This window comes from Lysobacter tyrosinilyticus, from assembly GCF_054779815.1.
In genome coordinates, this window is record NZ_BAAGXN010000001.1 from 91021 (window position 1) to 115100 (window position 24080).

Annotated in this window: 16 protein-coding genes; 6 read left to right on the forward strand and 10 right to left on the reverse strand. The window is 63.8% G+C overall.

Annotation, left to right across the window (positions count from 1 at the left end; genetic code table 11):
* Window positions 1–95: 95 nt before the first annotated feature.
* On the forward strand, window positions 96–647 hold the full coding sequence (locus ACYVGK_RS00435; RefSeq protein WP_460731251.1) for an outer membrane beta-barrel protein: 552 nt from the start codon (window positions 96–98) through the stop codon (window positions 645–647).
* Between the two features lie 220 nt (window positions 648–867).
* Here the strand turns inward: ACYVGK_RS00435 and ACYVGK_RS00440 are convergent, their stop codons facing one another.
* Window positions 868–9594 (reverse strand): calcium-binding protein, encoded by an 8727-nt coding sequence (locus ACYVGK_RS00440; protein ID WP_460731253.1) that lies wholly within the window; start codon window positions 9592–9594, stop codon window positions 868–870.
* A gap of 305 nt (window positions 9595–9899) precedes the next feature.
* On the reverse strand, window positions 9900–10166 hold the full coding sequence (locus tag ACYVGK_RS00445; protein ID WP_460731255.1) for an HlyD family efflux transporter periplasmic adaptor subunit: 267 nt from the start codon (window positions 10164–10166) through the stop codon (window positions 9900–9902).
* On the opposite strand from ACYVGK_RS00445, the gene ACYVGK_RS00450 reads away from it, so the two are divergent.
* Complete coding sequence (locus ACYVGK_RS00450; RefSeq protein WP_460731256.1) at window positions 10156–10461, forward strand: hypothetical protein; 306 nt, start codon at window positions 10156–10158, stop codon at window positions 10459–10461. The two genes, ACYVGK_RS00445 and ACYVGK_RS00450, sit on opposite strands and share 11 nt — an antisense overlap.
* Window positions 10462–10811: 350 nt before the next feature.
* Here the strand turns inward: ACYVGK_RS00450 and ACYVGK_RS00455 are convergent, their stop codons facing one another.
* The 3 genes from ACYVGK_RS00455 to ACYVGK_RS00465 all read right to left on the reverse strand — a co-directional run bounded on the left by ACYVGK_RS00455 (window position 10812) and on the right by ACYVGK_RS00465 (window position 12784).
* Window positions 10812–11117 carry a PepSY domain-containing protein gene (locus tag ACYVGK_RS00455; RefSeq protein WP_460731257.1) on the reverse strand — a complete coding sequence of 102 codons (306 nt, stop codon included), beginning with the start codon at window positions 11115–11117 and terminating at the stop codon, window positions 10812–10814.
* 193 nt (window positions 11118–11310) lie between these two features.
* Entirely contained in the window at window positions 11311–12258 is a 948-nt protein-coding gene (locus ACYVGK_RS00460; RefSeq protein WP_460731258.1) for an alpha/beta fold hydrolase, read from the reverse strand.
* 121 nt (window positions 12259–12379) lie between these two features.
* Entirely contained in the window at window positions 12380–12784 is a 405-nt protein-coding gene (locus ACYVGK_RS00465; protein WP_460732408.1) for a VOC family protein, read from the reverse strand.
* 399 nt (window positions 12785–13183) lie between these two features.
* Here ACYVGK_RS00465 and ACYVGK_RS00470 point away from each other — a divergent pair, with 399 nt between their 5' ends.
* Both ACYVGK_RS00470 and ACYVGK_RS00475 read left to right on the forward strand, forming a co-directional pair.
* Window positions 13184–13807: a hypothetical protein gene (locus ACYVGK_RS00470; protein ID WP_460731259.1), complete on the forward strand. Its 624-nt coding sequence runs from the start codon at window positions 13184–13186 to the stop codon at window positions 13805–13807.
* Window positions 13804–15120 (forward strand): hypothetical protein, encoded by a 1317-nt coding sequence (locus tag ACYVGK_RS00475; protein WP_460731261.1) that lies wholly within the window; start codon window positions 13804–13806, stop codon window positions 15118–15120. Before ACYVGK_RS00470 ends, ACYVGK_RS00475 begins: the two co-directional genes overlap by 4 nt.
* Window positions 15121–15293: 173 nt before the next feature.
* Here the strand turns inward: ACYVGK_RS00475 and ACYVGK_RS00480 are convergent, their stop codons facing one another.
* Window positions 15294–16049 carry an isocitrate lyase/PEP mutase family protein gene (locus ACYVGK_RS00480; RefSeq protein ID WP_460731262.1) on the reverse strand — a complete coding sequence of 252 codons (756 nt, stop codon included), beginning with the start codon at window positions 16047–16049 and terminating at the stop codon, window positions 15294–15296.
* Window positions 16050–16096: 47 nt separating this feature from the next.
* Window positions 16097–17104, reverse strand: coding sequence for a saccharopine dehydrogenase family protein (locus tag ACYVGK_RS00485; RefSeq protein WP_460731263.1), 1008 nt, complete (start codon window positions 17102–17104; stop codon window positions 16097–16099).
* Window positions 17105–17201: 97 nt separating this feature from the next.
* Between ACYVGK_RS00485 and ACYVGK_RS00490 the strand changes: the two genes are divergently transcribed.
* Entirely contained in the window at window positions 17202–17822 is a 621-nt protein-coding gene (locus ACYVGK_RS00490; protein WP_460731264.1) for a TetR/AcrR family transcriptional regulator, read from the forward strand.
* Window positions 17823–18119: 297 nt separating this feature from the next.
* Here ACYVGK_RS00490 and ACYVGK_RS00495 read toward each other — a convergent pair whose 3' ends face one another.
* Both ACYVGK_RS00495 and ACYVGK_RS00500 read right to left on the reverse strand, forming a co-directional pair.
* Window positions 18120–18548, reverse strand: coding sequence for a hypothetical protein (locus tag ACYVGK_RS00495; RefSeq protein WP_460731265.1), 429 nt, complete (start codon window positions 18546–18548; stop codon window positions 18120–18122).
* Between the two features lie 116 nt (window positions 18549–18664).
* Complete coding sequence (locus tag ACYVGK_RS00500; RefSeq protein ID WP_460731266.1) at window positions 18665–19216, reverse strand: YdeI/OmpD-associated family protein; 552 nt, start codon at window positions 19214–19216, stop codon at window positions 18665–18667.
* A gap of 108 nt (window positions 19217–19324) precedes the next feature.
* Here ACYVGK_RS00500 and ACYVGK_RS00505 point away from each other — a divergent pair, with 108 nt between their 5' ends.
* Entirely contained in the window at window positions 19325–20344 is a 1020-nt protein-coding gene (locus tag ACYVGK_RS00505; RefSeq protein ID WP_460731267.1) for a DUF4238 domain-containing protein, read from the forward strand.
* A gap of 46 nt (window positions 20345–20390) precedes the next feature.
* On the opposite strand, the gene ACYVGK_RS00510 is transcribed toward ACYVGK_RS00505, so the two are convergent.
* A complete protein-coding gene (locus tag ACYVGK_RS00510; protein WP_460731268.1) occupies window positions 20391–23768 on the reverse strand; it encodes a hybrid sensor histidine kinase/response regulator in 3378 nt (1125 codons plus the stop codon).
* Between the last annotated feature and the right edge of the window lie 312 nt (window positions 23769–24080).

A 24080-nucleotide genomic window follows, 5' to 3' on the forward strand; every position in this document is an offset into this window, starting at 1 on the left:
CCATCGAATTAATGAAAATTTGACAAACATGAACCCACTCACCACCCTACGCGCCCCCGCGAGGGGGCCCTTTTTTTACGGATTAGCAATTAGCAATGAAGAAGACCCTGGTTCTTTCCTGCGCCCTGGCCCTGGCCAGCCTGTCCACCGCCGCCATGGCCGCTGACGGCCACGCCTTCGTCCGCGCCGAAGTCGGCAACGCCGATTCCGATTTCCAGATCAACGGCGCCAAGGGCAGCGACGACGACACGTCGTACTCGGTGCGTGGCGGTTACTGGTTCAACGCCAACTTCGCCCTCGAAGGCTTCTACAGCAACCTGTACGACCAGTCCGAAAACGGCAGCTCGCTGAAGCTGTCCGCCATCGGCGTGGGCGCGGTCATCAAGAAGCACGTCACAAGCAACGAGACCGGCTTCTTCGTCGGCGCTCGTGCCGGCATGGCACGCCTGAAGGGCGAAGCCGGTCTCGCCGGCGTTGGCAGCGGTAGCGACTTCACGAACGAGTCCTACATCGGCGCGGGCGTGGGCTACGACTTCAACGAGTCGTTCGGCGTCACCCTCAACTACGACGTGCATCAGCGCGCCGACTTCAGCGGCATTTCGGTGAACACCGACAATGTGACGCTGGGCGGCGAATACCGCTTCTGATCGACGCGGTATCGCTGTACGCGAAACGGCCACCGCGAGGTGGCCGTTTCTCTTTGCGCCGCCCTGGCGCGCGACACGGTCGCAATCGCGCGCCCCACCCTCGACGCCGTCAGTGGAGGCCATGCGCTGCCGGCCAGTTCGGACATTCGCGAGCTACTGAATAGCCCCCTGTCGTACGGGGCGCAGCCCGCATTTGTGCCTCGGGCTGCGCATTTCTCCGTTACAGGGGCGATGCAAGCACCAACTCGCCCGGCGCCTTCCGCTCCCAATTTGTGAACGCACCTACCGCGGCATCGTGTGGTGCAAACGCCGCCATCGCCGTGACCAGCAGCTCGACCTGTGCGGCCGTCAGCTTGGATCCGTCAGCGAAGTAGGTTGTCTCGATACGGTTGTCGTTGCCGACGTACCAGTCCTCGATCGTTATCGAGTCGGTTCCGTTCCCGATGGCCATGACCAGATCGTCACCGGTACGGTGGAACTGCAGGTCTTCCTTCGCGATGCCCGCACCGAAACGCAGGCGATCCGCACCGAATGTATCAATGATCGTGTCGTCACCGTCCCCGACATTGAACAGATACGTATCGCCCCCTTGCGTGCCGAAGAGGCGGTCGTTACCAGTACCGCCTTCGTACGTCGTGTAGTCGGCACCCGTACTGCTGGCGCGCAGGGTGTCGTCGCCTGCGCCGCCACGCAAGGTGTTGATTCCCGCCCCTCCATCGAGGGTGTTGTCGGCAGCATTGCCGGTGAGTCGGTTGCGCAGCGCGTTACCGACGCCGTCGATGGCCTGTGTGCCCGTAAGTACAAGGTTCTCGACGTTGTCGCCCAGCGCGTAGCCGAGACTGGAATACACCGTGTCCGTGCCGCTGTCAGCCAGTTCGGCCACGGCATCAGCCGTGGAATCGACGGTATAGACGTCGTCGCCGAGCCCACCTTCCATCAGGTCGTCGCCGGCACCGCCGTTGAGGTTGTCGTTACCGGTGCCACCCAGCAACCGGTCCATGCCATCTCCACCGACCAGAACATCGTTGCCGTCGCCGCCATCCAGGAGATTGTCGCCGGCGTTGCCGGTCACCCGGTTGGCCAACGCGTTTCCGGTGCCATCAATGGCATTCGCGCCGGTCAGGACCAGGTTCTCGAGGTTGCTCCCAAGCAGATAGGACAAACTGGAGTAGACCGTGTCGATGCCTTCGCCGGCCAGTTCGACAATCGCGTCGCCTTCGCTGTCCACGGTATAGCGGTCGTCACCCAGCCCGCCTGCAAGCGTGTCGCTGCCCAGGCCACCGTTGAGGTTGTCGTCGCCCTCACCTCCCCACAGCACGTTATCGGCGGCGTTGCCCGTCAGCACATTGTTCAACGCGTTGCCCGTGCCATTGACCGCGTCCGATCCGGTGAGAGTCAGGTTCTCGACGTTCTCTCCCAGCACGTAAGTGATGGAGGCGTTGACACGATCGGTACCTTCGCCCATCAGCTCGACGACCAGGTCGCCCGCATCGTCGATGGTGTAAACGTCGTTGCCGGTGCCACCGATCAGCGTGTCGGCGCCGCCCCCGCCATTGAGGCTGTCATTGCCGTCGCCGCCGTTCAGTACGTTGTTGGCGGCGTTGCCGGTCAGCGCGTTGTTCAGCGCATTGCCGGTGCCGTTGATGCTACTCGTGCCAGTCAGGGTAAGGTTCTCGATGGCGTCGCCCAGGCTGTAGCTGATCGACGCGTTGACGCGATCGGTGCCTTCGTTCGCCAATTCTTCGACGATGTCCCCGGCGTCATCGACGACGTAGACGTCGTTGCCCAGCCCGCCGGCCATGCGGTCGGCGCCCTTGCCGCCATTGAGCGTGTTGTTGCCGGCGTTTCCGACCAGCACATTGGCCAAGATGTTTCCGGTGGCATTGATGTTCGCCGTGCCGGTCAGCGTCAGGTTCTCGACGTTGCCGCCGAGCGTGTAGCTGATGCTGCTCCGAACCAGGTCGATGCCCTCGCCGGCCAGCTCGGTGACGCTGTCGCCGGTGGCGTCTACGACGTAGGTGTCGTCGCCGCGGCCGCCAATGAGCTTGTCGTTTCCGGCCATGCCATCGAGCGTGTCGTTTCCATCCAGGCCACTCAGGACGTTGTCGCCGACGTTGCCCGAGATCTGGTTGTCGAACGCATTGCCGGTGCCGTCGATCGCCGCACTGCCCGAGAGCGTGAGGTTCTCGACGTTGCCGGTGAGGACATGCGACACGGACGAAATGACCAGATCGATCCCGTCTCCCGCCAGCTCCCTGACCACGTCCCCCGCATCGTCGACGACATAGACATCGTTTCCGGAACCACCGGACATGTCATCCGCGCCCAAGCCGCCCTCGAGGCGGTCGTTACCGGAGCCACCGATCAGGACATCGTTGCGCGCGCCGCCCAACAGGGTGTCGTCGCCCGCGCCGGCATCCAGTACCGAGGTCGCATCCGTGGCGCCGATGAGGGTGTCCGCGCCGGAGGTGCCCAATAGCAGCGCCACCGCCCTCGCCTGGATGTCCGTCACCGTCCAGACGACGCCATCGCTGAAGCGGAACTCTTCGATCACGTTGGCCTGATCGCCAAAGTAGTTCTGCACGACGACGCGGTCGCCCGATCCATAAGCAATCACCAGATCATCGCCATTGCGACCGACGAAGCGGACGTCGCCAGAAGCGACATCGTCGAAGCGGACGATGTCCGCCGCGTCACCGGCCTCGCCCAGATCATGGATGCGATCCTCGCCCGCGCCGCGGCGCAGGACATAGGTATCGCCACGTGCACCGCCTCGCATCAGGTCGTTGCCGGTGCCGCCATCGAGCAGGTCGCTGCCCACGCCACCCGTCATGGTGTCGTTGCCCGCGCCGCCGTCGAGCAGGTCGCCGCCCGCGTTCGCGATAAGCGTGTCGTCGCCAGCGCCGCCATGCAGGGCATCGCTGCGCTCGCCGCCGTAGGCCGAGATGTCGATGTAGTCGTCCCCGCTGCTGCCGTGGACCACGATGTTGTCGTTGTAGACCCAGCGGACCGGCTCGCTGGCGATTCCATGCTGGTCAAGCAGCATCGCCACGTCGGAGACTGTCCAGACGGTGCCATCGGCGAACGAAATCAGGTCGACGCCGTTCGTTCCCAGATCGGGATCACCGACATCGCCGTAGACCTCGAACCACCCGGCGATCCGCACGGAGTCGCCGGTGTCGCGGAGCGTCAGGATCAGGTCGATGCCATCGCGGCTGAAGTCGATGTCGGCGGGCGCGACGTCCGCGCCGAACTGCAGGGTGTCGATGGAGTTGGACGACAGCTCGTCATAGTCCCAGATGATGTCGTGGCCATCGCCCTTGTTGAAGATGTACGTGTCCCGATAGAAGCTGCCGGACAGCATGTCATCGCCGGTGCCCCCGATGATCGTGTTCACACCGGTGGTATCGACGTGGTGCACGCCATCGTTGAACCACCACGGATCGTTGTCGAATCGATAGGCATTGATCTGGTCGTCGCCTGCACCGCCGATCAGGGTGTCGCCACCGGAACCGCCGAAAATGATGTCATTGCCTTCCCCGCCATCCATGCGGTCCGTGGCCATGCCACCGGTCAATCGGTCGTTGCCGCCGCCGCCGCGAATGTCGTTGGGACCATCCGCCGCTCCGGTGATGGTGTCGTCTCCGCTGGTTCCCCAGGTGATGACCTTCGCGAAGACATCCTCGGGGCTCAACATCGATCCGTCGCTGAAGCGGACCTCCAGCTGGGGGTAGAAGTAGGAAACGTAATCGGACGCACCATGCGCGGCGTAGTAGCCGTTTACGCGCAGTTCGTCGCCGCTGCCGTAGCGGATGACCAGATCGATGCCGTTGCGCTCGAAGGCGACGCTGCCGGGCGATACCGATGCGTCGAACTCGATGATGGTTGACTGGGTCGGGGTGACCCAATAGTTGTAGTAGATGAAGTCGGAACCGGCACCCTGATACAGCCGCAGGGTGAAGTTGCTTCCGCCCTGGATCTGATCGTCGCCGACACCGCCATCGATGACGAATTCACCAGTGTTCGAAGGCACGAAGATCGTGTCATTTCCGGCGCCGCCGTGAATCTCATAGGTTCCGGTTCCACGCTGGACATCAATGTAGTCATCGCCATCGCCGCCATCGATGTAGTTGGTACCAGAGGTGCCGCGGACGAGGATCGTGTCGTTGCCATCGCCGCCGTCGATATGGTTCGTCCCTGCGGCGGGCACGCTGACCGAGTCGCTTCCGACGCTGATCCAATCGTTGCCGCCGCCGCCGGAGAGCGCGTTGTTTCCGTAACTGTCCATCAGGCTGTCGTTACCCGACCCGCCTTCCAGGAAGTCGTTGCCGGTGCCGCCCACGATAAAGTCGTTCCCGTCGTCGCCGCGGACGATGTCATCGCCCGCTTCACCGAACAGCTGGTCATCACCGTCGCCACCGTAGATGACGTCGTTGTCGTCGCCGCCCTGCACGGCGTCCCAACCGGCGCCGCCGATGATCAAGTCATTGCCGGCGTTGCCGTTGACGGTGGAAATACCACCGGAATAGATCGTGTCGTCGCCCTCTCCGCCGAAGAGGTTCGCCGCGTACAGGGTGTTCGGGTTGTACTCCAAGGGACGGCCATACAGGACATCGTTGCCCTCGCCGCCGTACAGCGCCGCCCAGTTGCCGGTGCCGCCTGCCATCATCAGGTCGTTTCCGCCCATGCCGTACATGTGCGGGATGGCGCCGTACGGGACCTCGCGCACCATGATCAGTCGGTCGTCGCCTTGGAACCAGGGATTGGTCCCAGGATCGTCGCCGTACACGGTGGACGCCGACAGGAACAACAAAGTGTCATTGCCCGACCCCATCATCGGCGCGTACGACGACCCCCATCGCGTGGTCAAGTCGACGAAGTCATCGCCGTCGCGCGACTCGGAAGAGTCGAAGCCACCCAACGGCAACGGCACCGGTTCCCAGAACGGAATCGGGCCACCCTCGCCCAACACCAGGCCGGTTCCGCCCAACCCTTCAAAACCGACCGATGTGCCGTTTTGCGAGATCTGGTCGGGACGCCGCAGCAGATCCTCGCGCTTAAGCACGACGCCGTTGGCGAAGGTGACCTTGAGGTCGCCGCCCTCGGAGCTGTACAGGAAATGCGGTAGCTTCAGGACGTCGCCGGTGTCGGCGAAGCGGATCTCCACGGTGTCGTCGATGAAGTACAGGCTGCAGTTCTGGTCGAACGCAAACTGGAAGGCGACCGTGACGTCGCCGCTGAAGTTGCCGCCGCCGATGTAAAGGGTGTCGACCCCAAACCCACGATCGAAGATCACCAGGTCATTGCCCTGGCCGGTATGGATCTCGTCGTTGCCGGTGCCACCATTGATGATGTCGGCATCACCCTGGTTGGGGTAGTAGCTGTTGCTCCCGTCGGCCCAGATGATGTCGTTGCCACCGCCCCCGTGGATGTAATCGGAACCGCGGGTGCCGTTGATCGTATCGTTGCCCAAGGTGCCGTTGAACGTCGTGGTGGGCTGCGGCTGGTGGGAGGTATCGGGTTCGATTACGACCACCGTCGACAAGGTTTCGATCTGGTCCACGGTGAAGTGGGTGCCGCTCGCCAGCGCCACTTCATAACGATCGCCAACGAAGAAGCCGGTGATGTTGAGCACGTCGTTGGTGCCTTTCACCGCGATCTGCAAGTCGTCACCGATGCGCGACAGCGTCAGGTCGTTGATGCTCTCGACGCCCAGCAGTTCGATCAGGTCGCGCTCCCCGGAGGCGGCCGTCGAACTCACGATCTGGTCCTTGCCGAAGCCGCTTGCAAAGACGTAGCGATCGTTGCCCTGACCGCCCAGCAACAGGTCGTTGCCGGCGCCGCCCGTGAGGACATCGTTGCCCGCGCCGCCCACCAGCCTGTCGTTTCCGTCGCCGCCCAGCAGCTCGTCGTTGCCCTCCTCGCCATGGAGGATGTCGCTGCCGTCGCCGCCTTCGAGGCGGTCATTGCCCTCGCCGCCCTGCAGCTGGTCGTTGCCTTCCTCACCGAACAGCTGGTCGCTGCCCGTTCCACCGAGCAGCAGATCCTTGCCGTCGCCGCCGTGCAGTTCATCGTCGCCGGCATCACCAGACATGCCGTCATTGCCCGCGTCACCGAACAGCAGGTCGTTGCCGTCCTCGCCATAAAGGTTGTCGACGCCGTCGCCGCCGGAAATCGTGTCGTTGTCGGCGCCGCCCTCGACGTGATCGTCGCCGTCGCCACCGTCCAGATGATCATTGCCGGCGTGGCCGAAAATCGTGTCGTTGCCGGCGTCACCGCGCGCTGTGTCGTCCCCCGCATTGGCTTCAAGGACGTCGTTTCCAAATCCACCCGACAGCATGTCGTTGCCGTCGCCGCCGAATGCGCGATCGTTGCCGTCATCACCGTACAGGCTGTCATCCCCGGTACCGCCCTCGAGGCGGTCGTTGTCGGCGCCACCGTGCAGCTGGTCGTTACCGCCTTGGCCGAACAGGCGATCGTCGCCGGTTCCACCGTAGAGGACATCGTTGCCGTGGAACTGTTCGGGGATCGAGTTGCCATCGCCGAGCAGCGTGTCGTTGCCGGCATCGCCATAGATGGTGTCCTTGCCGCCACCGCCGGCAGCGGTGTCGTTGCCGTCTCCGGCACGGATCAGGTCATCGCCGTCGACGCTGTGGTCCGCGCTGTCGCCTTCCTCGTACTCGCCGTGGATCTCGTCGTCGCCCGCGCCGCCCAGTAGCTCGTCGTTGCCGCCGCCGCCGCGGATGATGTCGTTGCCGTTGCCGCCGTCGATGTAGTCGGCGCCGTTCAGGCCAAGGGGGACGCCGGCCCATTGCGCATCACGGGTAGGTTCGTCGCCGAACAGGATGTCGTTGCCTTCGCCGCCTAACAGGCGGTCGTTGCCACCGCCGCCATGGATCTCGTCGTTGCCGTCGCCGCCGGACAGGATGTCGTTGCCGCCAATTACCGCATCTTCGCGAACGACATGATCCGCGTAGAGACCGTTATAGACCTGGGCGTGATCGCCGAAGATCAGATCGTTGCCAGTGCCACCGTCGATGGTGTCGTGATCCGCACCGCCAATCAGCGTGTCATCGTCGGCGCCGCCACTGATGTGGTCGTTGCCTTCGCCGGAATGGACGAAGTCATTGCCGATGCCGCCATCGATGACGTCATTCCAGTCCTTGAGCGCGCGGAACTCCGCATCCAGTCCCCAGTAGTCGCCGCGGCTGAAGTCGCCAGGCGCGTTCAAGCCGAGGAAGTAGAACTGGCTCGGTCGCGCGTTGGGAACCGCGACCGATCCAGGACCTGTACTCACGTACCAACCGTTGCCGTACGCAGCGATATCCGTCCGTCCGGCCACGTTCTGGTTGTACCAGTCCGCCGGATTGTTCGGCGTCGCCATATCGGAGATGTACGGGCTGCAGATGATGAAATCGTTGCCTTCGTCTCCGTTGATCCGGTTGTTGCCGGGACCGCCCAGTAGCAAGTCATCGCCCGAGCCGCCCCAGATCCGGTCGTCGCCATAACCACCGTCGATGGCGTCGTTGCCGCCGAACCCGTTGATGACGTTGTTGCCGCTGGGCGACGGCGCGGCTGACAAATTCTGCGGCAGATCCACGCTGAAGATGTCGTTTCCGTTGGTGAGTGCCACCCAGGCGTCGGGCTGCTGTTGCGGCGTTTCCAGTGAGATGCCGAGATCGCCGTTGTGCCAGTTCTTGACGACGATGCGGGAACCGGTCGCGCGATGCGTGATGTAGAGCGTCTGGCTGCCTACTTCGCCAGTCACCCAAAACGCGAACCGCTCATCCGATGTGTGCCAGACATTCGTGCTGCTCTGGTAGATCTTGTCGGAGGCAATGCCTGTGCCAGCGATATCGACATCGTTGAAGAGGATCTTGCCTTGGCCATCCGAATCGATGATTACGTCTTCAGTGCCCCCAACGAAGTCGTCGGTATAGAACTTGTACTCGTCGTCGCCGTCGCCGCCATCCAGGTGATCGTTTCCGCGTCCGCCGTTCAACCAGTCGTTGCCGCCAGCGCCGATCAGCTGATCCTCGCCTGCCAGGCCTTCGAGTCGATCAGCACCCTCTCCACCGCCGAGAATGTCCGTGAGTTCGGCACCTGACAACCAGTCGTTTCCACTACCTCCGCCGATGACATTGGTGCGGCCGGAAAGGCCAACTTTGGTGTCGTCACCGGATGTCCCAAGTTGCCCGACGGAGTTGACGCTGTCGAAATGCAGGAATGGGCCTCCGTACAGACGCGCATACCGCTCGACAACAAACGCCGCCTCTTCGTTTCCGAATATGGATTGATAAAGCTCTTCGAACTTGTCGCCATAGAACTTGTTGACCACCCACCCTATCGCAGCTCCGGCGATGACAAACGGCCAAGCGGTGAGGCCTATCGCCGCGGCTCCCGCGGTAATTACTGCATCGACCAGGAAGCCGACACCGATCATCGTGATGCCGGTTGCAATTGCGCTGTAGTTTCTGGTGCGCATAGCCTCCAGGTAATCAACGGCAGTAAGTACCTTTCCGGCGTGACCAAAGAGCTTTCCAAGCTTGGTCTGTCCCACCGATGTGCCCGTCGTTGGAACCGGTAGTTCGTCAAGGACGTCGATAAAGTCGACCATTTTTTGCAGCTTCTCGAAGCTGGTGGCCTCCGCGTTCTGAAACTCCTTGAGCATGTTCTCGAACGAGGCCTTCGTCTGCGCGATCGCCGGTGGCCAGAAGGGACTGTCAGCCAATCTTGGGTCGGCGCCAAAGAGGTCGATCAAATCCAGCGCCTGCTTGGTCGCCACCTCGAACGCGGCGACCGTCTTCTGGGCAATCACCTCATCCGGGGTGTCGTCGGCGAGAACGCTGATCTCCAGGCCAGCGGCTTCCAACGCTTCGCCGTACAGCGCCGCCAGGGTTCGGGATAAATCAGCGGTCAGGTTCTCGATCTGTTCCTTCGTATACATGTCGTCCTCAATACTTGCTGGCTAGCGTTTGACTATCTTCTTCCGATCAGACCCCGCCTCAGCAGGGGGCGTATCGTCTTCATGCTTGCGGCAGTCAACGTCGATGCTCGGCCCCATCAAGGCACCGAACTCATGGCTGAACCGCTAAATTCGTTATCTCTCTCGCATTCCTTTTGCGGGATGAGTACACGGGGGGTTTAACAAGGAGACAACCCTCCGCTTGCCCGCCTTGATCTCCACACTCCGCGCCATCCCCGGCGTGATGCGCACATCGACATCGTCGATGTTCAACGTAGCGCCACGAGCTACAGAGCAAGAGACACGAGACCTAGCTTCTCGTCCTGCGTGGCGTCGTGCGAGATCGACTCCACGGTTCCGGTCAGATAGCCGCATCGGGTGTACGGGAAGCTCCCGCTCCTTACCGTCACCGGCTGACCGGGCTTCACAAAACCGATGCCCTTGTTGAGCACGGTCGCTTCGGCCTCCGGCGACTCTTCGCTCGGCACGACCTCGAGCAGCGGTTGCGCCGGAATGACCACGCCACCCACCGTACGCACAGCCGTGCCATTCATCGGCGCGCACAAACGGCATGAGCCTGTCGCGCTTCGCGGTCTTGATGGCTTCAGGGTTGAACTGCGCCACCCGCAGCGGCGTGGTCTCGCCACAGGGCTCACGCGCGCGGCCGACCTGGACCAACCGCTGCGCATCGGCTGCAATACCGTGAAACTGCGCCAGCAGCACCAAGCCGTTCAAAGACAGGCCGGGCGCACGCCCTCCTGGCATTGCTTCTTCCGCCCCAGCCTCGATTACGGCCAGGCGCGCATTCCCCTGCGCCATTCCTTACCTGCTTCTTACGCGAGCACCTGAAGAAGTGCGTCCCCATGGACCAAGAGAATGGACGGTCCCTTGGAGCGATCAACAGAGGCTACACGGCGCGGCATCCTGCATACAAGTCAATAACTTGCGGCGACTACCGGCCGAGTCTCCGCCATCCAGGTCTCCTCGAGGCACCTGTCTGCGGACGCGTCGAAGATGCCTGAAAACGTGCCTCGAACCCATTGCAGTACTGCACTTCACTGGCATTTCGGCAACACCGACAACCTGACGCTGGCCGGCGGATGCCGCTTCTGATCGACGTTGCACTGCTGTACGCGAAACGGCCACTGCGAGGTGGCCGTTTCCTTTTGTGTCGACTTGGCGTGCGCCGGGAACCTCGGCTACGGCTGACGATGCGACTCGTGCTCTTCCTCTTCTTCCGCTTCGTCGGCCACCGGCGTGATGGCGCCGCTCCGGACATCCACGTGCAGGTGCACGGCCTTGCCGTCCTTCATGGCGTCGGCATCGAAGTGCGCACCCTCGCGCTCCAAGTCATGGACATTGGTGTAGCCGGCCGCCTCCAGTCTGGATTTGACCTGCTCACTGGTCAGGTCATATCCATCGTTGTCGTACTGCGCCGTCGCAATGCCCGAAGCGAGCAGCAGCGCGGCCACCATTACCGCCAATGTAGAGAGTCGCCGTTGCATGACCCTTCTCCGTGAAGAAAGACCCCTTCACGCCACTCGCAATGGCGCGACCGGGACACGGAAAGTACGCCCTGGCGCAGAATCGCCGCGTGAACCTGCGTTGGCGGCACGCCAGCACCGAGTCCGACCGATGAGCCTCTCGCACCACGAAGATCATCGGGCTCATGGCGCCGGCTGCGGCAAATGCACCTGCCTAGAAGAAGCCCTTTGGCAGAGGTGGCGCCACATCGCCCAGGAAGGGTACGACTTGAGACACGATCAGATCCGCCGAGTCTAAGATCCCCAGATGAGACGTGGATGGAAGGATGAGAAGTCTGGCCGGCGGCGGCTCCGTGAGGAATCCCTGTGCCGCAACGGAAGGCGCGCCACCTTTTCGCGAGCGGAACATCGCGACAGCATGCTCCGTCGCCACGACGTCGTAATCGCCCACAACGATCATGGTTTTGTGTTCAATGGCGCTGAAGGCGCGGGTGTAGTCGAATGCCGTGGCATCCAGCGCCTTGAGCTTCGCGACCAGCGAACCGAAGTCCTGCGGACGCGGCGCGAGCCGATCGTAATCGCGGCGCATGGCGGTGTTGTCGAACACCGCGGGCGTGACGTGCGCAATGCCTTGCAGCACTTCAGGGTAGATCGAGTCGAGCGTCGTGCCGGCCGAGACGGTGACGAGCTTGGATACCTTTTCCGGATGGCGGATGGCCAGCTGGATGGCTGCGCCGCCCCCCATCGAGTAGCCGAAGACGTCCGCCTTGGCGACGCCAATGCTTTCGAGCAGCGCCGCCGCATCGTCAGCGAGCGCTTCGTAGGTGATCGGGCCACGCAGATCGGCGGTTCGTCCATGCCCGCGCTGATCGAACACGATCACTGGCCGCGTCTTCGCGAATCGCTCCACGAATGGCGCCATGCCGTCGGAGGACATGTAGGCGCCATGGAGCACGAGTAGCGGCGTCGTTTGCGCGTCTATGTTTCCGTGAATCACGTAATGGAAGTTTCCGCCGCGAATCCGGGCGATCCCCGATCGCGTGGTTGACACAGTGCCTGGGCTGGCAAGTTCTGCGCCCGTGTTGGCGCTGAAGGCGACGCGCGGCGCAAGGGCGAGGCAAGCGGCGATCGCGACGGAGAAGGCAGCAATTAAAGGCTTCATGCAATGAATCCTGGGTCATTGGCCAACCCTCTCGCTTGCGCGGCTAAGTCGCGCAGTGGGAGGGTTGGAGGTGTAGTGACAGTGAGGGTATGTCGTAGCAGGAACACGGCTCGTCCAGCGCTTACGCGCTTGGGATCGCCGCTTCGGGATTCATCCACATCAGCTCGAAGGTATGGCCGTCGGGGTCTTCCAGGGTGCGCAGGTAGAGGAAGCCCAGGTCCTGGGGCTCACGGATGTCGGCCTTGCCACCTTCCCGGCCAGCCGCCGTTGCGATTTCGTCCACGCGCGCACGGCTGTCCTGCGGAAGCGCGATCAGCATCGCGCTGTTTGCGTGCGCATCGCCGATCGGCTTCTTCGTGAACGTGGCATAGCGGTCGCGCGTCAGGAGCTGGAAGGTGATCGCATCGGACCAGACCATCGAAGAGGAACTCTCATTGCTGAATTGTTCGTTCTTCTCGCAGCCGATGGCTTCAAAGAAGCGGGTGGACGCCGCCAGGTCTTTCACGGGCAGGTTGACGAAGATCATCTTGGACACGCGGGTTCTTCCTTAAGGGTGGGCTCCAGGGTCGGCACTCTGCTTTCCGGGAGCCCGTGGAAAGACAGAGTTTTTCGGTCGGCCAGTGGTCCAAAGCTCCACTGGATTGATACCGGTTTTGATCTATGACGAACGACGGTCCGCGAAATCGACATCGAATTAGGAAAAGTGTCAGTCAGGCTTCACGGCGCGAGGCGAAGGCGGGAACAGAGGGGCAACAGCCCGACTTCATTGTGTAGTTGCGCTGCCGGGGCATCGCGTTTAATCGAGTCCATACGCTGTCGCAGTACGAAGGCCCCCGACGTCGTCCGCCGCCATGCGCAGGGCCCCACGGCCGGTGCCGGCGTACGCACGCGTGCAATGTAGGTCGGACGGCTCATCCGCGGGCGTATGTGCGACACGCGCAAGGTGCCGGTGCTCGGCGCTGGCGGCGGGCTGGCGCTGGGAGCCTTCGCGACGCTGTCCGCGCGTGGTCGGAAGGACGGCCTTGTCCGAGTTCATGACTCCCCTGCGTTAGCCTCGCTGGAGTATGCGTCGGAAGCGTCCATGCGCGCCGTCGCGGGGCACACCATCGACTGCACGCAGTCGCCGAACAGTTTGAGTACCGTCATCTCCGCGTCCGGCCATGGAGTAGGGCGTTCCGCAATCGACAAGGAAAACGTCATGACAGTTGGGGAATCCACGGCATTTGAGGACGCGAGGCGCGCCCTGCGCTGCGCCATCTGGAGGCGTCACGGTCGCAGGGTCGAGGGCAGTGCATGGATCTCGAGCACGCCGGGCGGCGATCCGCCCGGAGACCTGGGATGCAACAAGCAGGCATGGACGAAAACACTACGGATCGCCGCCAGCACGCTGAGGAGCTGGGAGTACACGCTGCCCGAAGTAAGCCTGGATGACGCCGAGTCCGTGCTCGACGAGAACTTCAACCGCAGCGTTCGCCTGTTGTTCGAGGCGATGACAGCCTATCGCCCAACGGGCGTAGCCATCGCCTGCGACGATGGGGGTGGCGCATGAAGCGGTCACTGCTATGCCTGGCCTGCCTATTCGCGCTGCCTTGTGCAGCAGCCGCGGATGGAATCGATCTCGCGCGCCTGTGCCCGGCCGCAGCGGATGCAAGCCACCCGGTCGATCCGGTCAAGGTGGTGTATGTAGCGCTTGATGCGGCGTCGACACCGGTCTCGCGCGGGGCATTCGACACGAATCAGGACGGCAACGAGACCTTGCGCGAGCGCGTCGATGCGATTTTCGACGTCGGATATTGCAACGGTGCCGGCAAGGACCTGTGCGCGGACGGCGATGCCGGTTCGTTGGACGATGTCCGCCTGCTTTTGCAGTCTGCGCTCGGCGCGGACATCGTTGCCGAACGCGTCGCGACGCCCTCGGCGCAGGACAAGCTCGATTGGCCGCTCCTGGCGGATCCCGAGTACGGCGGAATCGCGGAGATGCTGGACGAACGGAAGCGCTTCCGCCGACTGTCCTGCGCGGAACGCACGGCCTCCGCGTCGGCAAAACCGAAGCCTGCGGCTTCCGGCACGGACAGGCTGCGCCTGACCGGCGACATCGAAAGTCTGTCCCTGCCCCGCGGTGGCCCGCAGGAACTCCGAGCGGTCACCCAGGCCGAAGTGGCCTACACCGACAACCGCCTCGAGGACAGCCAGACCTTCCAGGTCTCGGCATTCCTCGGCTACGACTTTGCGAAAGCGCCGCATCGCCAGGCGATTCCGTTCCTGGGATACGAGCGTGAGCAGACGAAGCAGTCCGGCCCCGACGACGATGGCACCTCGAAGATCAGTGCCGGTTTTCTGTACGCGGCGGAGTTCGAGTCCCTGGACCAGCTCAGCCTCGCGCCGTTGTACGTAGCGGATCGGATTCAGGACAGCCGGATCGCGACACTGCGTGCGGCCTGGACTCCGGGATTCCTGTACGGGATCGACGGACTGCCCATGGATGGCACGAAAGACATCGGTCCGTTCGCGGTCAGGATGAATTTGCAGCTTCGTGCCCAGGCCGGCCGCGTGATCGACGCCGGGACCAGCGAGGACCTGCTGGACGTCGACGACTACGTGCGACTGGGCCCAGCATTCAAGCTCGAACTGTGGCCGCGTACCGAGCGTTGGCTCCTGTCGCGGATCACCGCCGATGCCGCCTACCGACATTTCTTCCGATTGTCGGGTCCGCACGATGTCGAATGGTGGAGCGCCGGCATCAACTATTCGATCGAGCCGACCGACCATGTGACCGTGCGCTATTCCTATGAGCAGGGCGAGGACGAGGAGACACTCGAGAAGAGCAAGCTGTGGAAGCTCACCTTCGGTGTCCGGTTCTGAGCGCCTTTGATCGGATGGAGTGCGTGCGCAGAGGCGGTTCAACATAGCGCGACAGGTGCGAGCGACCGGTTTCGTGCGATCCGGATCGCTCGCGCTTAGTGTCTGCGTCGAATCGCTTGCTGCCTGATCAGGACTACCGGCGCTAGGCAACTGCTTCCAACGCCCTGGTTGGACTACGCGGGAACACCGTGCGCTGCAGCGCGCACTGCTTCCATCGCGTGCAAGTAGGGTCCGGGGCCATGACTGATGCGGGCTACGCCTGCGTTGGCCAATGTTGGTACGTCAGGCAACCCCGGCATGCTCATTACGTTCAGCGGCAGGTCGATCGTGTCGCACAGCGCTGCGATGGCGTGCAGGTCGATCAGGCCAGGCACGAAGAACCCGGAAGCCCCGGCCTTGGCGTAGGCCTTGGCGCGTTCGCGAGCTTCTGCCAATAGTTCCTTGGACACGTCGGCACCAAAGAAGAGGTCGGTCCGCGCGTTGATGAATAACGGGATGCCGCGCGTGTCCGCCATGCGACGGATCGCCGCAATGCGTTCGCTCTGCGCCTGGATCTCGTGCAGCCCGGTTCCAGCGACGATGCGGTCTTCGAAGTTGATGCCGACCACGCCACGATCGACCAGGCGCGCAACGTTTTCCGCGCACACCTCTGGATCGTCGCTGTATCCACCCTCGACATCCACGGTGACTGGAACGTCGACCGCGCCGACGATGCGGGCCGTAATTTGTTCCACCAGCGACAACGGGATGGACTCTCCGTCTTCGTAACCATGTGCCGCGGCGACGGCCCAACTGCTGGTCGCGATCACCGTCGAACCGGCACTCGCGATGGCCTTGGCACTGCCAGCGTCCCATGCGTTGTAGAGGACCAGTGGATTGCCCTTGACGTGGAGGGCAGCCAGACGCTGCGCGCGTTCTTTCTGTTGCATGACGTGGTTTTCCTTGGTTGGTAAGTAGAAGTCAGGATCGGAAGCGATCAGGCGGGGTCGAATGCCACCGCCAGGTGAGTGGGTGCAAGGGCGCGCAGGAAATCCCGGGCGTCGAACGCCTGGCCCAGCGCAAGCGCACCGCGACGCTGGAAAGAGGGATCGAGGATGCGTGCGGCCGCTTCCGCCACGATCGGCGCCGACACGGCGTAGATGTCCTGGCCGTGGGCGGTCGCGCGACGTGTTCCGCTCGTGCCGACGGCGACGACCTCCATCGCGAACTGCTGCGCGGACCGTCCCTCAGTGTCGATGCCCGTCGGCGGCGGCGTAGCCGCATCGCGAATTTCGCTGAGCGCCACCGCGCTGAGATAGCTGTGCACGCGGCGCACATCCAGATGTCGCGCGATGGTGATGATCTCGCTGAAGGGCAACTCCACCACCGGCTGCACGCCGTGCGGCGCAGCGAACGACCAGTCCATGTTTCCTGGCGTCGTCGCCATCGGTGCGAGTTGCCCGTTCTCGATCACCACCCGCGGCACGCGATTGCGCTCGCCCGTCTTGCGGGTACCTTCGGTCGGCCACCAATGATCGAGCGCGACGGCGGTCGTGATCTCGTCCACCGGCTCGTCGCCTACCAATGCACTGGCGAGCAGATCGGCAAGCCCACCGTAGAAGCCGGCCGCGGGGATGACGGTGGTTCCGGCATCACGCGCAGCCCGGTCATAGGTCTCGAAGGTCGACTTCGCGCTGGCCTGCTCCGCGGTGACATCCAGATAGGAGCAGCCGGCGCGCAGCGCGGCTTCCACGACGGGGGCGGCCGTATCGAGGAACGGCCCGGCGCAATTGATGACCATGGCGCAGCCCGCAAACGCGCGGTCGAGTGCCGCCGGGTCGTCGATCGCGGCCGTGCGACCGGGCAGGTCCGCGGGAAGCCGGGAGGGGTCGCGGCCCACCGCGATCACCGGTAGGCCACGACGGCGAAGCTCGGCAACAACGAATTTCCCGGTGTGCCCGCTCGCGCCATAGACCGCGACGGGGGCTGCGTGTTGATGGTTCATGGACTCTCTCCGAAAGTGACAATACAGACCTGTCTGTTTCGCACAACCTACAGACAGGTCTGTATCCTGTCAACCACAAATCTTGGCCTCCGTACCCATGACCGCCCAGCCGCCCTCCCAAACCCGCCGCAGCGCTCGCGACGCCAAGCCGCAGGACCTGCGCGAACACATCCTCAAGACCGCATCGGACTTGTTCTACATGCGCGGAGTCCGCGCTGTCGGCGTCGACCTGGTGATCCAGGAGGCCGGTGTCGCCAAGACCAGCCTCTATCGCTACTTCCCCACCAAGGACGATCTGATCGTCGCGTTCCTCGAGCGCGAGGACGTCGACTTCTGGTCGGTCTGGGATGCGGTAACCCAACAGCACGCCGATGACCCGCTCGGCGAACTGGAGGCACACATGCGCTGGATCGGCGAGCGGCTGTCGCGTTCGAACTACCGCGGCTGCCCACAGATCAACGTGGCCGCGGAGTTCGCCGAGCACGACCACCCTGCGCGTCAGGTGTCGCGTGCCCACATGCAGGCACTTCGAGCACGCCTTGCGTCCACTGCACGCCGGCTGGATGTGCCGCGACCGGAGGAACTCGCGGCCCAGCTGGCGTTGCTGGTCAACGGCGCGTTCGTCAGCTCCGGTCTGCTTGCGCCTGAGGAGGCGACTGGTGCGTTGTTGGCTTCCGTTCGAGCGCTATGCCAGGCGGCGCAGAGCGCAACTCGCTAACGCGGCGAATAGCAGCAAAACAAGGTGAGTCGACGTTCGCGGAAGTGCACTTTGACCCCTGTTTTCCCACCGCTGTACGCGAAACGGCCACCGAGAGGTGGCCGTTTCTTTATGTGCCCAGCTGATGCAACCAAGTTCCTTCTCCCCGCACCAGCGGGGAGAAGGTGGCGCGAAGCGCCGGACGCCCGAAGGAAGCACCCTTGGGGTGTGAGGGGCGCTTTTCGCATTGCGCCCTCCACGCGACACTCACGCCCACCCGGGATAAACGACGACGCCTGAGGTCGTGCTGACTCCCGCTCAGCGCCTTCCCGCACTCTGCACGCGAGGGAAGTAGCGCATCACGAAGAACAGGTACACCAGCCAGAGCGCGAACCAGACCGACGCGACGGCCAGCAGCCCGATCGTGAAGAGGATCAGACTCGGCGTCAGGAACAGCAGGACGCATCCGAGCAGCCAGAGCCGATCGCCTCGACGCGCGTACCGCGCGCGTTCGAGATCGTCGATCTGGTCATGAAGCGAGGCGCCGTAATAGTGGAAGGACGAGAACGCGAACGAGAACGTCGCCACGCCCATCACGATCAACGAGGCCTGATACCAAAGGGCGTCGATCTGGCCGCTGGCGAACTTCGGATACAGAAAGAACAACAGGAACGTAAAGATCGCGATGCTCGACGCCGCGAGCTGATACGAGCGATTGACGTTGGCGGCTGCAAGATCGTCACTCATGGGATCTATCCTCACGTCGCATTCGCAATACTCGTGGAGTTCACGAGATAGTGGTTGAACGTGCGCGCTCGATTTCCTCCGGCCCGTGCCCGCCGAACAGCGCGCTCTGATCTGCTTTACTCCGCGGCTTCGGGCGGACCCATGTTGCCCTTGCTGTACTTGCCCGAACGATCGAAACAACAGGCGCGGCGATTGCCGCAGCTCAGCTTGTCGCAGGCGACGGCGATGCGCTTCGCCCGTGTCTCGGCCTTCTTGCCCGAAGTGATCCAGTGAATCCAGTCGCGCCGCGCCACCGGCGTGATGTCGTCCCAGGTGGCCTTCGCGGCTGCGTCGTCGACCAGCGCCTGCTTCAGATCCGCCGGCACCTTGGGCTCGGGCTCCTTTGCCACCGGCGCCAACTCCAGCGCCACCGTATCACCGGCCGCGACGCCGGCCGCATCCAGCAGAGCTTTCTCGACCTTCAGCCAGTGGCTGCCCGCGCCGTCGGGTTCCAGCGTCACCTGGAACGGCTGCCCCGCGAACACACCCTCGACCGTGACCATGCTGCGCGTCGGCAACTTGGCGCTGGCAGCAGCGGGCAGCACGAGGAACGCCCACGTCGCGTTCTTGGGCGATGCGGGGCGATGCAGCTTGGCTTTGAAGCGAATGTTGGTCGCGGGGTTTGGCATGGCGGCAAGGTAGCACTGGCGTCAAGACATGGTGAGCGCCATTTTTCCCAAGGTCCGGCCGATACTGGAGAGAGTCGACTCTGACTCCTGTCTTGCACGCCGAAGCCAATGCACCAGTTCCGCAAGGACAACCACTACGTTCCAAAGGTTTATCTCAAGCAGTGGGTGACGGGCGGGGTTATCCCTACCTATCGCTTGCTCGTTCAGAACGACGCCTGCCCACTTTGGAGGTCTCACTCCCTTAAGGGCGTTGCTTACCGCCAACACCTCTACACATATTTGATAGGGGATGAGGCTACTGATGAATTTGAGCGTTGGCTTGACAGCGAGTTTGAGGGGCCCGCAGAGGAAGCCATCGATCGCGTTATTCGCGAGCAACGGTTGACGAAAGATCACTGGAGACGATTGGCGAGATTTGCCGTTGCGCAAGATGCGCGTACGCCGGCGCGATTGAAGGAATTCTTGGCAAGGCAAGCGAAACTGATGCCTGATCTGATGGACCGAATCGTTCTAGACACGGCTCGGCAACTGGAGGATAGCGTCGAGCGCGCAACTCTTGCGAAGAAAACGCTCGCAATCTCGAAGGACTTTCCACTGAAGGTCTCGGTTGGTCGAGAAGCGGACGGCAAGGGCACCCTGTCAGCTAAAACAGTCGTAGGACGGAGATTGTGGATATGGAGCCTTCGCCACCTTCTCACAAACACCATTGAGAAGCTTCCGACCAACCGCTGGACGATACTCCACGCGCCAGAAGGCGTTTCGTGGCCAACGACGGACAACCCGCTTGTACGACTGAACTTCTTTAGCCCCAGCAACTACAACTTTGATGGCGGATGGGGAGTTCCGAATGGAGACATCCTGCTGCCCTTGAGTCCTAAGCACCTCCTCTTTGCCTGCATCGGGAGAAAGTCATGGGTGCGAGGGACCAAGCTGAACTTGTCTACCGCGCTCCTTATTCGTCGAATGATCATCGAGCACGGCGATCGTTACGTGTTTGCGAAAGAGCCCGGAGACATCCATCTAATTCGCCCCCGTATCGTCAGTCCGGATGGCTACAAGGCTGAACAAGAAGCATGGAAGAAATGGCACAGCGAGCAAACTCAATCCGAGATTGAGCTGCACCGTTGAAACAACGCGTCTGCGGTGTCGCCCGGCTTAGATTCGAAGCGGACTTTTAGGCGATTGACGAGTACGACACCGCCCGCGCCGCCAACAGCCTATCCAACACCGACTTCAACGCCAGGGGCTTGAGCGGCTTCATCAGCAGCGGCAATCCGGCCTCGTGCACCGCGCGACGCACGGACTCGGTGTGGTCGGCGCTGAGGATCACGGTGGGACGGGCACCGTGGCGCTTCTTTAATCGTTCGTGCAGGGCGACGCCGGTGTCGTCGTCGAGGTGGTAGTCGAACAGCCAGGCGTCGGCGGGGTCGTGGTGGATGGCGATAGCGGCTTCGGTTTCGCGCGCGGCGGCACTGACACGGCAGCCCCAGCCTTCGAGGACGCGGCGCAGGGCGTCCATCGCGATGGGTTCGTTGTCGACGATCAGCACGTGCAGGCCAGGCAGGCGTGCGCGTGGCGAAGGTGAGGCGATAGGTTCGCGCGCCTGCGCGGGGACGCTCGGCACGGTCACCGCGAACATCGTGCCGCGGCCGGGTGTGCTGCGCAGGGTGAGTGGCGCGCGCAGCAGTTCGGCGATGCGCTCGGCGATGGCCAGGCCCAGGCCGAGGCCCTGCCCCGGGGCGTCGCCGCCGCGGCGGAACTCCTCGAAGATCAGTTGTTGCTGATCGAAGGCGATGCCGGGGCCGGTATCGTGCACTTCGATGCGCAAGGTGTCGCCGGCACGGCGCACGCCGAGTAGCACGCGGCCGCGCGCGGTGTAGCGCACGGCGTTGGCGAGGAAGTTCTGCAGCACGCGCCGCAGCAGGTGCGGGTCGGTGTCGATCCACAGCGTGCTGGGCATGTAGTGGAAGGCGAGACCGTGTTCGGCGGCGAGGGCGCGGAATTCCGAGGCGAGCGGATCGAGCACGTCGCTGAGCGGCAGCGCGCGGCGTTCGGGCACGAGGCCGCCGGCTTCCAGGCGCGACATGTCGAGCAGGCCGGTGAGCAGGTCGGTGGTGGAATCCAAAGCACCGCGAATCTGGGCGACGGCGTGTTGTGTGCCGGCTTCGCGCGCGTGCGATTCGCCCAGTTGCTGTGCGAGCGCGTCGGTGAACAGATGTGCGGCGTGCAGAGGTTGCAGCAGGTCGTGACCGATCGCGGCGAGGAAGCGGCTCTTGGCGTCGTTGGCGGATTCGGCTTCGCGCTTGGCTTGTTCGAGCAGGGTGGTGCGTTCGGCGACGCGCTGCTCGAGGGTTTCGTTGGCCTGCAGCAGTTCGGCTTCGGCGCGGCGGAACGCGGTGACGTCGGTGAAGGTGGCGACGAAGCCGCCGCCGGGCATGGGGTTGCCGCGGATTTCGACGATGCTGCCGTCGGGGAAGATGCGTTCGGACAAGTGTGGCGAGCCGGCGCGCATGAAGGCGAGGCGGCGTGCGAGCGCCTGTTGCAGCGGGCCCTGGTGCGGCATGCGTTGCAGGGTCCACGCCGAGAGCTCGGCGATGGGCGTGCCCACGCGCAGCAGCGTGTCGGGGTAGCCGAACAGTTGCGCGTAGCGGCGGTTCCAGGCGACCAGGCGCAGTTGCGCGTCGACCACGCTGATGCCCTGGCTCATGTTCTGCAACGCGGCTTCGAGCACACGCTGGTTGAAGCGCAGGTCCTGCGCGGCGGTGTCGACGATGGCGGCGACGGTGTCGAGGTCGTGGCCGTTGCCGCCTTCGCGGCGCGCGGCGTCGAGCAGCACGCGTGCGGAGGCGGAGCCGAGCACGGCGGCGAGGTCGTGTTCCATCGCGGCTTCGATCGCGTGCGGGACGGCGCCGGTTACGGGTGCGGCGGCGAGCAGTTCGGCGACGCGTTCGCGCGGGAGGAAGCGGCGGCCGGCGTTGCGCAAGGTGGCGGCATCGAGGCCGCGCGATTCGCGGCGCATTGGGGCCGTGCGCCACACCGCGACCAATGCGGTGACGAGCGTACCAACGAACAGGCTGGCGCCGACCGCGCGGCCGAGGCGGCTCCAGCCGGTGAGGCCGAACAATGCATCGGGTGCGAGCCATTGCGCATTGAACGGGCCTTCGCTCACCCACGCAGGCATGACGCCGTGCGAGGAGACCATCACCGGCAACAACAGACACCATGCCCACACCGCGAAGCCGCTGACGATGCCGGCGATCGCCGCGCGCGGTGGCGTATGCGGGCGCCACACGGCGAAGGCGAGTGCGGGGGCGAGTGTGGCGAGTGCAGAGAAGCTCACCGCGCCGACATCGGCGAGCGCCGCGCTGCCGGCGACGGCGCGACCGTACATCCATGCCAGCAGCATGATCGCGACGATGCCGACGCGGCGCAGCAGGCGCACGGCGCCGCGCAGGTCGCCGCTGTCGTCGCGCACCCACGCGCGGCGCAGCAGTCCGGGCGCGAGCCAGTGGTTGCCGATCATCAGGCTCAGCGTGAGCGTGCTGACCACGACCATGCCGGTGGCCGCGCTCATGCCGCCAAGGAAGGCGAACAGGCCGAGGCCGGCGTGACCCTGCGAGAGCGGCAGGGCGAGCACGTACATGTCGGAGGAGACGTTCGTATTGCCGAGCAGGGCCTGGCCCGCGCGCGCGAGCGGCAGCACTGGCAGCGCGATCAGCACGAGGTAGAGCGGGAACAACCAGCGCGCGGTGCGCACGTCGTATTCGTCGCGGCATTCGACCACGGCGATATGGAACTGGTGCGGCAGGATGAACATCGCGAAGGCGCCGAGCAGCACCAGCGGAATGAAGCCGCCGTCGTTGGTGGTTTGCGGTGGTATCGCGGTTGTCGTTGCGGGTACATCGCCCAGTCCCCACCAGACGAAGGCGCCGAGGGCGAGCATGGCGCCCAGCTTCAGCAGTGATTCGAAGGCCATCGCGAGCACGAGGCCGCGGTTGTGTTCGGCGGCGCTGACGCGGCGGGTACCGAACAGCATCGCGAACAGCGCCATCGCGAGGGCGACGTAGAGGGCGATGTCCTGCCAGGGCGGAACTTCGGCGTTGCCGTGGGTGTTGCCGGTCAGCACCGCGAAACTCATCGCCATCGCCTTCAATTGCAGCGCGATGTACGGCACCAGGCCGAGCACGGCCACTGCGGTCACAGTCGCGGCGAGCCAGGTGTCCTTGCCCAGGCGTGTGGCGATCAGGTCGGCGATGGAGGTGGCGTTGGTTTCGCGCGCGAGCTTGACCAGTCGCACCATCAGCGCGGCGACGAGGGCGTAGAGCAGGATGGCGCCAAGGAAAGTCGGCGGCAGCGGCCAGCCATAGCGCGCGGCCTGGGTCACCGTACCGTAGAAGGTCCACGAGGTGCAGTGGACGGCGAGCGAGAGTGCATAGACGTGTTTCCAGCGCGCGGCGAAGGCCTGCGGGTGGCGTTCGCCGTAGAGGCCGGCCGCGAACAGCAGGCCCAGCCATAGCAGCGCGGCGAAGACGATCAGGCCGGGGTGGAGCATCGCGTGCGTGCGCTCATGGAAGGAGGGGCTGCAGTCACGGGGCGAGGATAGCGTGGACCCTTGGGGTCGGTTTCGCGGCTTGTGCGCCGCCGGTCCTTCGACTTCGGCGCTGCGCGCCTACGCTCAGGATGACCGGTTTCGGTAGTTCACCCCATGGACCACCCCAAACCCCAAACCCCAAAACCCCGTTCGCCCTGAGCGTAGCGCAGCGAAGTCGAAGGGTGCCCGGATACTTTCTCGGACCGCTGTCGGAAAAGATGCGGAACGCGCGCGTGCGCAAGGTAGGAAGAAAAAGAAAAGCGCGGCGTGGAT